13 protein-coding genes are annotated in these 16,219 nt (G+C 54.5%); 2 read left to right on the forward strand and 11 right to left on the reverse strand.

The annotated features are described in order from the left end of the window. Nucleotides 1-39 precede the first annotated feature (39 nt). From L1D47_RS05025 to L1D47_RS05045, 5 genes are all read right to left on the reverse strand, one after another. On the reverse strand, nucleotides 40-1,059 hold the full coding sequence (locus L1D47_RS05025; protein ID WP_239882816.1) for a hypothetical protein: 1,020 nt from the start codon (nucleotides 1,057-1,059) through the stop codon (nucleotides 40-42). 111 nt (nucleotides 1,060-1,170) lie between these two features. Then, nucleotides 1,171-3,486, reverse strand: coding sequence for a toxin-antitoxin system YwqK family antitoxin (locus tag L1D47_RS05030; RefSeq protein ID WP_239882817.1), 2,316 nt, complete (start codon nucleotides 3,484-3,486; stop codon nucleotides 1,171-1,173). A 90-nt stretch (nucleotides 3,487-3,576) separates the two neighbouring features. Then, nucleotides 3,577-5,340 carry a hypothetical protein gene (locus tag L1D47_RS05035; RefSeq protein ID WP_239882818.1) on the reverse strand — a complete coding sequence of 588 codons (1,764 nt, stop codon included), beginning with the start codon at nucleotides 5,338-5,340 and terminating at the stop codon, nucleotides 3,577-3,579. 123 nt (nucleotides 5,341-5,463) lie between these two features. Then, entirely contained in the window at nucleotides 5,464-7,848 is a 2,385-nt protein-coding gene (locus L1D47_RS05040) for a hypothetical protein (protein WP_239882819.1), read from the reverse strand. A gap of 194 nt (nucleotides 7,849-8,042) precedes the next feature. Continuing rightward, entirely contained in the window at nucleotides 8,043-8,807 is a 765-nt protein-coding gene (locus tag L1D47_RS05045; RefSeq protein WP_041509420.1) for a TSUP family transporter, read from the reverse strand. A gap of 111 nt (nucleotides 8,808-8,918) precedes the next feature. On the opposite strand from L1D47_RS05045, the gene gcvA reads away from it, so the two are divergent. Continuing rightward, nucleotides 8,919-9,896, forward strand: a complete 978-nt coding sequence (gene gcvA, locus L1D47_RS05050; RefSeq protein WP_239882820.1) for a transcriptional regulator GcvA — start codon at nucleotides 8,919-8,921, stop codon at nucleotides 9,894-9,896. A 191-nt stretch (nucleotides 9,897-10,087) separates the two neighbouring features. On the opposite strand, the gene L1D47_RS05055 is transcribed toward gcvA, so the two are convergent. From L1D47_RS05055 to L1D47_RS05080, 6 genes are all read right to left on the reverse strand, one after another. After that, the gene (locus tag L1D47_RS05055; protein WP_239882821.1) at nucleotides 10,088-12,058 is read right to left on the reverse strand and encodes an NERD domain-containing protein kinase family protein; all 1,971 of its coding nucleotides are present in this window, start codon (nucleotides 12,056-12,058) and stop codon (nucleotides 10,088-10,090) included. Between the two features lie 92 nt (nucleotides 12,059-12,150). Next, nucleotides 12,151-12,537, reverse strand: coding sequence for a ribonuclease E inhibitor RraB (locus tag L1D47_RS05060; protein WP_041509417.1), 387 nt, complete (start codon nucleotides 12,535-12,537; stop codon nucleotides 12,151-12,153). 36 nt (nucleotides 12,538-12,573) lie between these two features. Then, complete coding sequence (locus tag L1D47_RS05065; protein ID WP_239882822.1) at nucleotides 12,574-12,801, reverse strand: RNA-binding S4 domain-containing protein; 228 nt, start codon at nucleotides 12,799-12,801, stop codon at nucleotides 12,574-12,576. 48 nt (nucleotides 12,802-12,849) lie between these two features. Further along, a complete protein-coding gene (locus L1D47_RS05070) occupies nucleotides 12,850-13,398 on the reverse strand; it encodes a GNAT family N-acetyltransferase (RefSeq protein ID WP_239882823.1) in 549 nt (182 codons plus the stop codon). A gap of 4 nt (nucleotides 13,399-13,402) precedes the next feature. Next, on the reverse strand, nucleotides 13,403-13,681 hold the full coding sequence (locus tag L1D47_RS05075) for a peptidylprolyl isomerase (RefSeq protein ID WP_011866267.1): 279 nt from the start codon (nucleotides 13,679-13,681) through the stop codon (nucleotides 13,403-13,405). Nucleotides 13,682-13,772: 91 nt separating this feature from the next. Beyond that, nucleotides 13,773-15,614, reverse strand: a complete 1,842-nt coding sequence (locus tag L1D47_RS05080) for a DUF885 domain-containing protein (protein ID WP_239882824.1) — start codon at nucleotides 15,612-15,614, stop codon at nucleotides 13,773-13,775. Between the two features lie 79 nt (nucleotides 15,615-15,693). On the opposite strand from L1D47_RS05080, the gene L1D47_RS05085 reads away from it, so the two are divergent. Further along, nucleotides 15,694-16,203: a diguanylate cyclase gene (locus L1D47_RS05085; RefSeq protein ID WP_239882825.1), complete on the forward strand. Its 510-nt coding sequence runs from the start codon at nucleotides 15,694-15,696 to the stop codon at nucleotides 16,201-16,203. Nucleotides 16,204-16,219: the final 16 nt, after the last annotated feature.

Genomic DNA, 16,219 nt, shown 5'->3' on the forward strand with positions numbered 1-16,219 from the left:
TATATTACCTTTGCCTGAGATAACTAAATAGGGCTTAGATCAAAGCCGCTCGTGATAAACCTGCTCACCCGCCTGATTAAAATAAAAGGTCTCGAGCCGTTTTCCCTTGCCATCAAACAACTCACGTTTAACCAGGTGGCCCGACTCATCCAGGGTGTCCACCCGAGTATCCACCATGACGCCCTGTCGATAATGCTTGGCGTTCATCAGCCGGCCATTACAGTGATACCACTCAAACCGCCCCTGTTCGCTACCCATCTGGTAGTGGGCGAGTTTCTCAAGCGCGCCGGTGGACTGACAGTAACTGCGCTGCTCACCATGGCGCACTATGAGCGGATCGAAGCCGTATTGCTGCTCAGACTGCAGGCGACCGTTTGACCAATAGGTCTGCTGCGCGGCCAGGTTCGCCGCCCTGTCATAGGTATAACGGGTCTTTACCTTGCCGCTGGCATAGAAAGTAATTTCGCTCAGGCGCTTAAGATCCTTTTTACGAAACAGGGCGTCGCTGGCCAGGCTGCCGTCGGGGAAATAGCGACGCAGGCGCTCTCGCTGTTCGCCATCATGATAGAAGAGGTGTGTCCAGGGACGCCCCTGCTCATAGGTGATGGACTCGAGTATCTCATCGCCTTCCAGGCGCTGGTAGCGCTCAATAATGCCTTGCTCATTAAACAGGGCTACCGCCTGAGTCTCACCGCCTCGATAGATAGCCTGACGTTTAGGCCGCTGGCTTTGTGCATGATAATCCAGCTGCTCCCCCTCTCTTACCCCCTGGTGATACCAGGCATGGGACAAGATACGACTGCCATTTGCCGAGAAGCTAAAGCCGTGGCGTTTGCCCTGATGGTACTGGGTGGCGCTGAAGAAGCCCTCCGGCTGACCTGTAGTCTTGATGCCGCTGAAGGGCTCGCCGCGATAGCCTTCCAGGCAGTCCGTTTCGATCCAGATCCCGTAGACCTCTTGTCTGCTACAGTCGATGGGCGACAGCGCCTGCTCATCCACCGGCAGCTGTGGCGCCTCGCTGCAACCGGGTATCAGGAGAATACCAAGCAAGAGCGTCACGGCTCGACCTAGCAAGCGTACAGCGACTCGACTTAGCAAGCGTGCAGCGGCCCGACTTAATAAGAGACCAGGACACATCTTATCTAACCAGCCGCATTTTCGACGCGCCACCTAGTGATGCTCCGTCTTGATCAGCTTGCCAAATTGGTCATAGAAGGCCCAATCACCGGCCTCGCGATCTGCAATGCAACTTCCTTCGCTGCGCAGCTCGCCGTTAGGCCAGTAGGCGCGCCACAACCCTTCCTTGCGTGAGCGCAGAAATGCCCCCTGCTCGGCCTGCTTACCGTTAGCATGAAAATAGCTGGCCTCGCCTTCGCGCTGACCGTCGAGCCAGAGCTCCTTGGCCTTAGGCTTGCCGGTTTGAAAATAGCTCAACTGCTCGCCGCTGAGCCTATCCTTTCGATAGTGGGCGCGCTCCTGCTGCTGACCATTGGGATAATACTTGGCATATTCCCCGTGGCGCTTACCGCTCTGACACTCGGCGCTTTCTGCCAACACGCCATCCTCAAACCAGCTTTGCCACAGGCCCTCCTGGCTGCCCTTGAGCATCTGGCCCTCGCGCTTGAGTTGACCATTGCTCGAATAATATTCGCTGAAGTGGCCGCTGAGCTCACCCGCCTGATACTGCTCGCTGCGATAACGCACCTGCTTGAAGCTGTAAGCCCGCTCGCCCTCGAGTTTGTCCTCATGGTAGTGGCTGACACGATAGATGTTACCCTCGGGAATCGGCCCGAAGCTTGGGTCTTTCTCCTGGTAACGATACTCGGTCCACTTGCCCTGTTTACGATCTGCCTGGTAACTGCCTGTCACCCTGCGCCGGCCATTATCAAACTCGCGGTAAGGCCCGTTTAGCTTGCCCGCCTCGAAGGTCATCTCCCGACTGACCAAGCCCCGGCGATATTGCCGCCAGGTTCCCTGTTTCTCGCCATTCTTGTACTCGCCCGCTTCGTTAAGATCGCCATTGGCGTACCAGCGGGAAAACTCACCATCGAGCGGATAGCGGCTGCGCCCGGCCGGCTTATCCTTGCCGTAATGTAGCAGCTCTCTGGGTTTGCCCGTTTCATAGAAGGACTCATACTTGCCCACCCATTGGCCCTCGATGCGTGTACCGCGCTCTTTAAGAGTACCGTCATCGAAGTAGCGCTCGGCCTCTCCGGTCTGGCGATTGTCCTGGTATTGATCCAGGCTGCGCAGATTGCCATTGTCGTAATAGGCCAAGAAGTCGCCATGACGTGCCCCCTGGCGCCACTGCTCTTGTCGTTGCAACCTGCCATTGCGGTAGCGCTCGAAGTTGCCATCTTTCAGGCCGAGATCATAGTCTTCTGTCTTGACCAGGTTACCGGCCGTGTCGAAGACTTGCTGCATTCCGTGTAAGGGGTACTGACCGTTATCGGCCAGAGTCTGCTCGTGGTAACGAATCACCTTCTTGGGTTTGCCGTCATCGTAATAGGTCTTCTGCACGCCAGCCTGCAGCCCGGCTTTATAGTTAAGTTCGCTCACCAAAATGCCGGTGCGATTGCAATAGCGCTGAGGCCCGTCATGTTTGCCATCGAGGTAGTTTTCCTCCTCGAGCTTAACGCCCGTATCGCTGTAATGCGCCAAGGTGCCCTGGCGCAGCCCCTCACTGTACTGCCCCTTTAGCGACAACTGACCATTGGGATAATAGGTCAGGCTCTCACCATGGAGGCGACCGGCGGCGTAATACTCGTCGCGCTCGGGCGTACCATCATCATAGAAAGTCTGCCAGCGCCCCTGACGCTTGCCGTTGGCATCCAGTGTGCCTTGCTCTATCACCAGCCCCTCGCTGTTTTGTGCTAGATAAGGGCCGGACAACTGGTTGTTGGCATACTGCTGTCGCTGTGCCAGCACACCATTGCCATGATAGGTCTCCCAGATCCCGTGGCGCAGATTATCGATATAGGTTTCTTTAGCCTGAAGCTTGCCGCTGGCAAAATAGCGCAGCACCTCAGTCTTCACCCCGGCCTCATAGACCGTCTTCTGATAGAGGTTCCCCATGTCATCGTATTGCACCCACTCTCCGCTTGGCACGCCCTTGAGATAGAACTGCTCCTCACTCAGCTCGCCACTCGTGCTAAACAGCTGCCAGCGGCCCGATTGCAGGCCTTTCACATACTCGCCATCCAGCAGCTTTTGATTATTTGGCAAAAAGACCTGCCAGCGCCCATTGGGCACTCCTTGAGTAAACTCCCCCAGGGTATAGCCCTGATTATCGCGCACCAGGGTCACCTGACCGTTGAGCGCCATGCCGGTAGCCAAGTTGTAGTATGTGGCTATGCCCTCCTGCTGGCGGATCTCCACCATCAGGCTGGAAAGATTCTGACTCGCCGCCACTGGGCTGACGATAAAGCTAGCGACGCCTAGGCTCACGCCAGCCAGCAGGGCCGAATAAGCTCGATTAAACTGCATGTAAGCTTCCTTTTACCTAACAATATGTTCCTAAAATACTTTCTATAAAATCTTGCCTGAACTTGGCCCTCAGCCTTAGCCAAGCCGCGCCTATCGCGCGAAGATCTGATCCCGCAATGGGCGATTGGGCCAACTTTGCGCGTCGCCAAGCGGCTCACCATGGCGATATTCGCTGCGCCTATGTAGCGCACCGTCCTCATAAAACTCATACTGAGCGCCATGCTGACGTCCCTGCTCGTCAAAGTTAGCGATCGCCATCTGATAACCCTGAATGCTGAGTCGCTGCCAGACACCAACCTTAATGCCCTCCCGAAAGCGCCCCCGCCAATACTCTCTATGTGAGACGACTCGCGGTGAGTCATCGTCCTCAGCGAGCGGCAATATCCACTCGCCGTCGCGCCGACCATCGCGATACTGTCCCTGAGCGTAGATCTCGCCATCGGCGTAGTAGCGCTCAAAACTGCCGGTTAGCTCGCCATCGCGATAATGGAGCCGCTCCAACACCTGCCCCTTCTCTCCAAGGGAGAGATATTCGCCATCGAGCAACCCTTCGAGGTTATAGTGACACTGAGTACGCATCTCGCGGCTCTGGCTCTGCCAGTCGCCCACCGGCTTATCTTCGGCATATTGCCCCTTGTAGATAAGAGTACCATCGCCGCTAAGCTTCTCGGCCAGACCGTGGCGCAGCCCGTCTCGGTAATGGATCTTCTCTATCCAGGCGAGCTGATTTGGCTGTTCAGGCTTATTCTGCCGACCCAGATTAGGTTGACGCTCCTGTTTGCGTTGACCATCTAGCTTAGTTTGACGACCTAGTTTAGTGGCGATCTTGAGTCCGGTAAGCTTACCCGCCAGGTTTTCCTCCCGGCCTATCACCTCCCCGTCAAGATATTGGGTCTCCAGGCGCCACTGCCTCAGCTGGCGCTTTTCTATCTGCTTGACCAGGGCGTCTTGACGGTAAAAGCGTCTCACCTCTTGCTTGTCGCCATCTGCACCATAGTGAAACTGCCCCTCTCGATATCGCTCGCCGCTGCGGCGATACTCGACGAAATTGAGGGTGCGGCCGCGATCGTCCAAAAACTCTCGTTTCGCCAGCAGCCCCTCTTCGAAGTAGTTCAGCTGCTCGCCCACCTTGACGCCGTTTTGCCATTGATGATGCTGTTTTATCTGGCCATTTGGAAAATAGGCAAAGTAATCGCCCTCTTCCTTACCGTCTCGATAGGCCTGGGTCACCTCCACCTTGCCCTCTCGCCAGAAGGTTTCGGTGCCATGCTTTAGCCCGTCTCGCTTCTGGCTCTCCATGATGAGCTGACCCTGCCGGTTGTAAAACTTATCGCTGCACAGCCCCGTATGACACAGCACCCGCACAGTCGCACCGCCCGGGGTATAGACAGTCTCTTGCTGCACAGGCTCGCCCAGATGATAGACCGCCTCACGCTTGAGCTGCCCCTCGGGGTAATACTCCTTCTGCGGACCGTCTCTTTCGCCCTTGTCAAACTGACAGTCACAACTGAGTTGGCCGTCTTCATAGAAGATCTTAACCCCGCCCTGTCGCTGCCCCTGCGGGTTAAATGTCCCCTGCTCGACCAAGGTGCCATCGACGCCATAGAAACGATACGGCCCCACAGGATGGGTGTTGTCATCCCCCAGGCGATCGCTGTTAAGGGCGCCGCTAAACTGGCGAATACCGGAGTGCGAGTCTAAGTCATTAGCAAGATAATAGGACTCGAAGGAAAACTCTTGCTCGGCGCCGGGTCGCGGCTTGGGCGGCCCCTTGAGGTAATACTTGGCCTTACTCTTCTCCTGGGTGGGCTGCCAGTCCTTATCGAGCCAAATCGTCGCCTGGGCAGTGGCCATGCAGGCACACCAGAGCGGCAGACTGTACGGCAAACAGCGCAGAAGCGTGTAAAAAGCACTGGAACGAATACTGAAAAGAATACTGAAAAGAACACTGGAAAGAAGACGCAATCTACTCATCTCCTATGGCAGCGGTTTTAGGTGAAATTGATAGGGGATCGCCAGCGGCTCGTGGTCAATCGAGAGATAGGCAGCGCTGCTCGCGGCGCCATCGACGCTTAGCCAACGCCCGTCAACCAGGGCCTTATCTAAGGTATTTCTCTCGCTTCCCTTTGCCGAATGGGCCTCTTTGGGCAGCCGCGGCGATAGGTGTCGCCCCTGAGCATCGGTGATCACCAATGAGCGATATAGCTGGCTGATTGGCACCTCGGTCTTGTCCAGTGTTGATAGCCAAGGGGTAAGATCCACCAGCCAGGGACGGCGATTATCACCGGCGCCCAACGTCTGCCAATGGGCGCGGCCAAGGCACTCTATGCTGCCTTTGATGCGCTTGTCGTAAAAATAGCGCCTCTTGCCATCGGGCGTCGTCAACACATAGGCGCTCTGCCCCTGGCCATTGTCGACAAGTCGCCAATCAACCGACTTACCCGCCTCTTCGAAGCCCTCGCTGATTTGAGGCTGACACACCTCGGCGAGGGCGCTCGGCAGCGGGATATAGAGATCGTTGCCCGTAATGGAGGCAATCGATGGCTCGCTTAATCGGCCGGGCTCAACAGCCGAGCCTCGCTTGGTTACCCGCTCTAACTGAACAGGGACTAGATCGGCTGGCTCCAGCGGCGGATTGGCCAGGTTGGCCTCATAGGTAGACTGAGTAACGAAGCTAACCTGTTTTGCTATCTTACGATCACTTAACTGCTCGCTATGCAAAACCTTAAGCGATTCGGGCACGCTATCGAGCTGCAAGATATAGACATGAGTGCTTTGCTCGAGGGAAAACAGCTCATCGAGCAGTAGCTGCTCTGTGTTTGAGAGCCATGCAGGCCCCAACCCCTCCGACTCGACAATGCCCAGCTTGCCCTGTAGGCCATTGAAATCTGGCGCCAGGGCGTTAGCACTACGATTGGTTATAGCGAGGCGATAGCGGCCGGGTTTACTCAGCGCAGATAGCGTTAGTGTCGTCTCACCAAATCGATAGGGCTGCTTTAGCAGTTGCGGCCAGGGCAAATGCTGGCTGTAACGTTTCACAGGGGTGAATATCAGCTCGGCGCGGATCTGATAGAGCTCCTCCAACTTGGCTTTACTCTCCCCCCAACCGACGGGGAGCAGATTAACGCCTGAGCTGACCACACCATTGATGGCGCTGGCGCCGCGGGCGCTGTGTTGCCAAAGCGGCAAGTCGATCGTCCTATCCTTCCAGTCGAGCAACTCGATATTACGGTATTCAACCGAGGTGGCGTAATCCCCCGTCGTCAGGCCATGGATATAACGCAGCTCGATATCATCGCCGCCCCAGCCCGCAGACATGACCCCCTCATCGGGTTCCATCATGGCAGCGCTGGCATCTCTATCATCCGGCGCCATGGGCAGGGTCGGAATATCGAACAGCTCGATATCGGCCCCCTCGCCGCCCCGAGCGTCATACTCAAGGAGCTCCTCGGCGAAAACGTTGCCCTCAGCGAAAAAGTTGCCCTCATCGAAATAGTCACCCTCATCCTGCCACAAGATGCTGCTGACATAGGGGGTCGATGTCGGTGCCATTAGCCAGCGGCGAGCCTGCATCCTGTCGCCCTTTTGTTGCTGGTCTACTAGTAAGAGTTTGTCGAGCCAACCGGTTTTCCGATTAAAGCTCACTTCGCCAAAGCGCCGATATTCGATGCCTTGTCGCTTTATGCGCCACTCGAATCGAGCCCTAATCCATTGCCCCTCAATGGCGACTATCTGCCACTCTTGTGGCTCGCCAGTCTCCGTTTGCGAGAAATCGCCAAGCCCAGATGGCAATAAATAGCCAAGCCTAAGCGTGTCGCCCACAGCAAGCGCCTTCTGTGGACGATGTGCTCGAGAAACAAGCGGATAAAACTCGAATAGCGATTTCAGGGGAGCGAGTACCGACAGCGCCTCTTGCCCCTGTTTAGCCACATAGGCATGCCACTCATCTTGGGCCTTAAAGCGCGCCTTACTCTGACTGTCGCCATTGTCCATTAGCAAGGCGCCCTGGCGCACTATGTTGGCAAGCGCCGCACCGCGGCCGCTATCGTCGAAACTGTTGATATTGAGTCGATAGGCGGGGTCTTGATATTGCAACATAGCGGGTAAGACGGAGAGACTGACCGCCTTAGCGCTATTTGGCGCCGAGTCCACTCGATATTGGAGCAGTGCCCGGGCCCGGGCAGTGACTTGCTGGCTATCACCATGGGCAAATAGCGTACTCATGGTGACCTGATATTCACGCTGGCTGGGGGCCATTTCCCGGCCATCCGATTCGCGACCATAGCTGGGTGACGCCAGCCCCAAAAGGCTGAAACAGAGCGTCAATGCCGTAAAAACAATCCTGTTCTGGCTAGAGGTCATCCTAACTTCCCTGGCTTTGCATGTTACTGAAATGTAATGAGATTAAACTATCCCTTCGGCCATTCTACACAAAAGCCCGGTGAAATCCACAGCCTTGGACACAGGCAAAACACATAGTCAAACCGATGGCCTGCTAACTCGCAATCGGCCCCTGAAACCTTTTAAAGATCGGCACTATCTATAGCCCTTTAGCACTATAGATAGTGCTCCAACAATAACTTGCCGCTCATCGCTATCGACATGGTCACCACCAGCGGCCGGATGATCTTACTGCCCTTGGTGAGCACCATGCGAGAGCCTAAGGTCGCACCTATGGCCTGACCCAAGAGCATAACGCCGCCCAGCAGCCAGAGCACCTTACCGCCTAAGGCGAAGAAGATGAGTGAGGCAATATTGGTGGAGAAGTTCAGCACCTTGGCGTGGGCTGTCGCCTTTGCCAAGCCATATCCGGCGAGCGACACGAAGGCCAACGCGAAGAAGCTGCCCGTACCTGGACCGAAGAAGCCATCATAGAAACCGACGCCTAAGGCGGCCGTCAGACCAAACAGGGTTGGCGAGAGTACCTGATGCTTGTCCTCTTCGCTGATGGACTTTGAAAACAGGAAATAACAGCCTATCGCTAGGATCAGAAAGGGCAGCAGGAGCTTGAGCACGCTGGTGTCGATAAGCTGCACCGCAACCGTGCCCAGGGCCGCCCCCACAAAGGCGCAGCAGATGGCGAGCTTCATCTTGCTGAGATCGACCATCCCCTTACGCACAAAATAGAAACTGGCGAAGAAACTGCCGCCACAGGCTTGCAGCTTGTTAGTGGCCAGCGCCGCCGTGGGGGGCAGGCCTGCCCACATGAGTGCGGGAATGGTAATAAGGCCACCGCCCCCGGCGATGGCATCGATGAAACCGGCCAGGGCTGCCACCGCAAACAGCATGGCCATCAGTTCATAACTCAGTTCGAGAGACATAAGGACTCATATAAAGCTTGATTAGAATCTGGCGGCTATTAAACGCCCTTTGCATCTATTTGGCAAAGGAGTTATCCTCGCCTTAGCGTGAAATAATCTCACACATAGACAATGAAGCCACTAACACTCCCGCCCCTCAATGCGCTGCGCGCCTTCGAGTCGGCTGCTAGACACCTAAGCTTTACCCGCGCCGGAGAGGAACTCTTTGTCACCCATGGCGCCATCAGTAAACAGATAAAAACATTAGAGTCTTACCTAAATGTCAGCCTGTTTACCCGCCAACATAAACAGCTCAGCCTCACGCCAGAAGGAGAACGTTACCTGCGCCACATCAGCAGCGCACTGCAAAGCATCGGTCAGGCCACAGAGGAGCTAAGGTCACAGCCAGGTATCGCTCAGGCGCTATCGATCAATGTCTTGCCCAGCCTCACCATCAACTGGTTGATCCCTCGGCTGGAGGAGTTTAAGGCCCGCCACCCTCACCTGTATGTGGATCTCTCCATCGGTGACTTTCAGGTGGACTTCAAACGAGATAAGTATGATGTGGCCATTCGCAGTGCCACGGTACGGCCGAGTCATTGCCATGTGCTCAAGCTGATGGATGAAGATCTCTGCCTGGTGTGCGCTCCCCAGCTCGCCGAGCAGATAAAGACGCTCAAAGATATCAACCGACAGACGCTACTGAAACACACTACCCGCCCCGAGCTCTGGCCGCTCTGGGCCGAAAAGGTGGGCCTCAGGCTGACCACAGATAAGATGCTGGGGATGGAGCATTTCTATATGCTGAGTCAGGCGGCGGTCAGCGGCATGGGGCTGGCGTTGATCCCCCGCTTCTTCATCGAAAAGGAGCTGGCCGAGGGCTGCCTAGTGATCCCCTTGGACACCCAGTTTATCAGCCCCTATAGCTACTATGTACTGACTCCTAATGCGGCAAAATCTGAAGGAGCAGAACCTAGGGCCAGTGAGCGACCACTCAAGGCCCAGGCCTTTATCGACTGGCTGCTGGAGATCTTCGCGCCCTATCGCCACGGCGACCAAGAAAGCTCATTCCAGCTAACAACTTCCGACTCGCTAATTTCGACTCGCTAACTCCGGCTAATTCCTTCTAATACCAATCACAGTAAACATGTGATCAGAAATAGCGCAGGAAAAACGCTTGAGAACAAAGCAGGATTTTTAGATAAGTAGTTATTCTACAATTAAAAATACTAATACAGTTATCGAGCGTTTTAACAAGCTAGAATGATCAATTATTTATTACGATTGGTATAAATCGAGCCCTACTCAAGCAGCTCGCTCACATCGAAGGCCTCGAGATAATTGACGCCCTGGCTTACGTCGAACTCGAAATTGAGCACCTTGAGGCAGGTATCGAAGGTCTTCTCGCCAAACCATTGCCTGTCGAAGGCATGCAGCGCCTTGACTATCCCCGCCTGATCACCGTCGCCCTGGAGTTTTACCGGCGTCAGGGTGGCGATGAAGCTTGCCACCAGGCCATAGAGATCCTTCTCCGCTTCCCCTTCGGCGGCCCATAGCTGAGGGTCGGCATAACGGCGGGCGTAATGACTGGTGGCGATATCCAGCCCTATGCCGAAGTTCACCAAGACGGCCTTCTCATCACTACAGATGATATTTTTCGGGCAGATGGCACCGTGATAGATATCCATCTGATGCAGATACTGCAACGCCGACAACAGCTGAGTAAACCAAGTTGCCGGCTGCCCGAGTTGGATCTCGCTGAGTTCGTCCAGCGACACGCCTCGCTCCCAAGCTCGACTGATAAACAGCTCATCGCTCTGGGGCAGCTGACCAAAGTTAAGCACCTTCTCCACATGGGGGTGATAGAGTTTCGACAGGCTGCGATAGAGGCTGCTAAGCATGAGCCAGTCTGTCTCTACCTTGGCATAGATGGAGACGCCACAGGGATAATTCCCCTGAAGGTGACGGGCACGCCAAAACTGGCTGTGCTCGGTAGCGGCAATAAATTGCTCGAGCTGATAGTGATGGTCTATGATGGCGCCGCTGGCGATCTCGATACGCTCAGGCAGCGTGTCACACACGCCGTTATCGATCAGCGCCGCGATATCACAGCGAATCATATCTAAATCTGTGTTGCTGCCACTGGCCGCCATCCTGAACCATTGGTAGATTCTGGGCTGACGCGTCTGCTCCGCCAGGGGCAGAAAGCTGCTCGCGAAGGCGGCAATATCTTCGCTGGTGTTGAGGTTATCCTTGATATCGATAAACTCGACATCCCCCAGATCTGAGACAAACAGGCAGTTGCTCTGCCAGCCACCCACAGTCACCCCACGGCGGTGGATCTGCTGCAGGCCTGACACGGCCCGGCGCAGGATCTCCAGCAGTTGATAGGTGGTCAGCTGTTCATGTTCTAGCACATCCAGCGGCACGCCCCGAGGCATACGGATGGGCAGCACCAGGTGCTCGCCATCCTGAATAAGCGGCGCGCACTGAGGCACACCGCTGCAGCCGGCCAGGGTTTGCAATCGCTTAAATTCGTCTCGCAGGCGCAGCTCATATTGCAGTGACTCATCGCTGTTCTCAAACTGAGTGGGCACTAACACCTTGAGTAACCAGGGGGCGGTCCAGCCACCTGGGTTGTACTCCGCCTGCCACACCTCAAGACCACTCTGGATAAAGAGACACTTGAGCTTAACGAAGTCCTGGATCTTGTTGTTACGCTGCTCCACCAGAGCCACCTGACCTATGGTCTCCAGCACCATCTGCTTCTGTTTGTCGGTCACCTGATGCTTACGCGGCGCAGTGAGTCCCCACTCCTTGGTAAGCGCCGCGACGATCTGACTCGGGGTATAGATACTGAGCGAGCCCTGCTGCTTGGCCAGCTCTATCTCTTCCCCCTTTCGCCCGGTGACAAACACCATCCCCTGGCACCAGGGGGCATAGACGCCCACGGGGATCTTATGTTTGACGTTGCCGGCAAGCACACGGGCCACATAGTTGGCCTTGGCTAAACTGTTGTCCACCTGACGCCCGTCGAGCGACCAGGCATGCATTCCGGCATCTAGGCGCCCTATGTAGCCCTTAACATCGACCACATAGACGCCCCACTCGCCGATCACCAGGGCATCGACCTCCATCGCCTGGCCCGACTTGGTGGGGATCTCCACATTGGTCAGCAGGATGTAATTTTCCGGCAACTCGTCGGCCAACATGGCAAATGCCCAGCGTTCGGCGTCATTGACCGGGGTTCCAAAACTGATCTGCTTCGCCATCTGCTCTCCCTAACTCTGGCTAAATGCTCTTGTCGCTAACATTACCGTAAAAAAAAGCCACTATAAATAGTGGCTTATTAAATTAGTCGCGATTAGTGCTGGCAGTCGTCGCCGCACTCATGGTCATGGTCGGCAAACTCGTCGTCACCTTCCTGGTGCTGCATCACACCCCAGCCATCGGTGGCGCCGCCGAACTCCGCGGCAAACTCGTTAAGCTCGAACTCCTGATCGACGATCGCCTGGTAGTCGGGCACCATATTGATACAGACGATAAGCTCCCACTTGCCAAGCTCGTCGTTGAGGTGTAATTCCATCTCACCTTCGAGCTCAGACTGAGCGAGTTCTTCCACCGCTGATTCGGCGTCACGCTGATCTTCGAAGATCAGGAAAAAATCCACATCCAAGGCCTTGGTTAAGTCGATACCCGCCTCGGCCATGGCCGCTAACATCTTGCCATTATCATCATCTGGAAACTGCATTGTTTGACTCCTTCTGGATCTCTCGGCGACGAATCACTAAGCGACAATTGTCACGCTTTCGCCGTTATAGCTGACCACCTGCCCGGCAATCACCTTCTTACGTTTACGGGTTTCGACCTCACCATCGACGGTCACCAGGCCTTCGCTGATCACCATCTTGGCTTCGCCGCCACCTGAGGTCATGGATTGCACCTTCAATACTTTATAGAGTTCGATATACTCTTCACCCGGCAACAAGGCCAAGGTTTGGAATTCTGTGGTCACACTAACTACCTTTATTTAACTGAGTCGGCGGGAGTATACCACTCTGCCTTACTGCGGGCTATCGGGACGCTCCGAGGCGAGCAACCCATAATAGCGGTCGTCCACCCATGTCTGGTTAAGCCGAAAATTGTGCCTCAAGGTGCCCTCAAGGACAAAGCCACACTTCTCCAGCACCCGCGCCGATGCAAGGTTATTGTCCGTACACAGGGCGATAAACTTATGCACCTTAAACTGCAGACAGGCCCAATCGATCACCGCCTTGAGGCTCTCGGTGGCATAGCCTCGGCCCTGGCCGCTACGGCTGAGCATATAGCCTATCTCGACCTGTCCCAGGCTGGCATCGACACAGTAGAAACCGGTAAAGCCGATAAACTCGCCGCCATCTATGGTTTCGATCGCCAGAGTCAACCAGGCGCCGGACTCGTAATGCCAGGGAGTGAGCCTTTGGTCAAACTTCTCCCGTATGACACCTTCGCTTTGGGGCGCTCTCACATAGCGATTTTGCTGCTCATCCTGATGGACCGACAGAAAATGCGGCCAGTCCTCAGGTATGAGCGAGCGGATCTTCAAGCAATCTGTATATAACTCTAGACTCAAAAGATTAACCGCGGCTGGTCACTTCGAGCAGGTGGTAGCCAAACTGCGTCTTAACCGGCCCCTGTACCTCGTTTAGCGGTGCACTGAATACCACTTCGTCAAACTCACGAACCATCATGCCTGGGCCGAATGAACCCAGATCGCCACCCTGTGCGCCAGACGGACAAGAGGAATGAGCCTTAGCCATCTCACCAAAATCTGCGCCGTCCAGGATCTGCTGTTTGATCTGGGCGCACTCTTCTTCGCTGCTAACCAATAGATGACGTGCTGTTGCTTGTACCATGTGGCACTCCTTTGATTTTCCTAAAAATGAATAAAATAAAACCCAGCAAGTATAAAACATTTGCTGGGTTTAAAAAGGCGTATCGCTCAGATTATGCCTTACCACCCTCTGCTTTTATCCAGCGGTGGATTTTTTGCTCCATGACCGCCATCGGTAGAGAGCCAGAGGTTAAGATCTGATCGTGGAAGCCTTTCAGATCGAACTTGTCGCCCAGAGCCTGCTCGGCTTCTGCGCGAAGCGCCAAGATCTTAAGCTGTCCCACCTTGTAAGAGAGGGCCTGGCCAGGAATCGCCATATAACGCTCTACCTCGGCGATGATATCGGTCTCGGCCATCGGCGAGTTGTCCTTCATATATTGAATCGCCTGTTCGCGGCTCCAACCTTTGGCGTGTAGACCTGTGTCCACCACCAGGCGCATGGCGCGTAGCATCTCGTCAGATAGTTTACCGAAATACTGGTATGGGTCTTCAAACAAGCCCATCTCAATACCCAAGTACTCGGCGTACAGGGCCCAGCCCTCTTCGAAGGCGGTATAGCCGCTAAAGCGTTGGAACTCGGGCACACCAGTCAGCTCCTGCTTGATGGCTATCTGGAAGTGGTGCCCCGGCGCTGCCTCGTGCAGAGATAGCGTCGTCATGCCCCACTTAGGCTGAGCCTTCAGGTTGTAGGTGTTGATGTAGAACACGCCTGGGCGAGAACCATCCACCGCTGGCGACTCATAAGATGCCCCGGCAGCCGACTGCTCACGGAAGCTCTCAACCGGCTTAACCACATAATCGGCCTTAGGCATGACGTTGAAGTAGTTAGGCAATACTGCGTTGATCTTGTCCTTTAACACCATGTAGCCATCAATTAGCCCCTGGCGCTCGCTAAAGAAGTACTGAGGCTCTGAAGAGAGTGACGCAAAGAAAGCCTTAAGGTCGCCCTTAAAGTCCACCTGCTCTCTCACCTTATCCATCTCACTGAGAATACGCGCCACTTCATCTAGGCCAATCTGATGGATCTCGTCGACCGACATAGTGGTCGTGGTATGAGCGTTAGCTAGGTGTTGATACCAAAGTTTACCGTTAGGCAACCCCCACCAACCATCGCTCGCTCTGGCAACCGGCAGATAGGTTTCCTGGAAATATTGCTTCAAATCGGCCAGCGCAGGGATCAGCTCTTTGCTGATTAGCGCGTCATATTGCTCGGTCAGCTTTTGCTTGTCAGCGTCACTAAAGCTCTCTGGCAGGTTGTTGATTGGCGCATAGAAGAGGCTATCTTTGGCCTGCTCAACTAACTGAGCATCCAGCTGAGGAATAATACGCTCAACCAGGACGCGTGGAAGTACTGCCTTGCTGGCAATCCCTTCGTCCATGCGTACCTGAGCGAGCTTAGTCCAGTTGATGAAGCCTGACAGACGCGACAGCCAGTTTTCATAGTCTTTAACCGTCTTGAATGGCTGTGCACTCTCGCCACTGCCCAGCTGCACCATGGTAATCACAGTGCTGTAGAACTGGTTCATCGGAATAAAATAGGATGGGAAGGTCTCAGACACTAGGGCCATGTTTCTATCATAGCTAAACATGTCGTAGCTAAGTTGCAGCGACTCGGGTAAGGCATTGCGATCGATTGCCTTAAGAGCCTTTAGATAACGACTATTAAGCTCGTGACGCGACTTGAGATACTCCTCGGTCAGATCGCCACCAAACTGATCGTTATAGTCATTAACACCAACAAATGTTGCGTACATCGGCTCTAGTTTGAGCATGTCGTTGAAATACCGATCCACTAAGGCAAGGTATTCCTGCTCGGCGCTTTGTATCTGAGGTGCCACCGCCTGTTCTGGCGCTTGCCCATTGTTCTTGGCCTGGCTTGCACTGGTTTCCTTTTCTGAGCAGCCCACCATGGCCACCAAAGCTGATATCGTCAATGCGAGAAGCGTTTTATTCATTCGAGTTATGTCCTTCATATTCTGTGCAAGTGATTGTTGTTCTCTATACTTACCTTAGGTATATCTGAGGAGCGAGCTAATGATTTACTCATTTAGTAATTCTGGATTCAGAGATCCCGAAACTGGCGTTTACAACCAAACCTATTTTATGGAGGTATTTAACCGTGAGTGGCACCGCCATATACGTGAACGCCAGTCGCTGGCCTTATTGTATCTTTGCCCACACATTCATGAAACAGTAAAGCAACCTCATTTACTGGAATTATTCATGAAACAGGTTCAAGAAGCGATATTAAGGACAACGGATCTAGTAGCCAGGCTAAATCAAGATAACTTTGCCTTAGGGCTGTTTAACATAGATAGAGAAGGGACAGAGATCGTTATCGCCCGCATAGAACAGAAAATAACGGAGTTTAATCAGGACTACCAACGCAAACATACGGCCCGTATTGACTATGAACTCGCCGGCTGTCTCTGCCAACCCGAGAGTGGCCTAAACATAGAAAACCTATTTGAAGATGTACGCACCCTCACCCACACCCTTGAGGGACAGAAGAACAATCACACGGCTATTCATTGTCTGAACTAAACGCTTATCTGTCGGC

Source organism: Shewanella sp. Isolate7 (genome assembly GCF_022398425.1).
Taxonomy (GTDB): Bacteria; Pseudomonadota; Gammaproteobacteria; order Enterobacterales; family Shewanellaceae; genus Shewanella.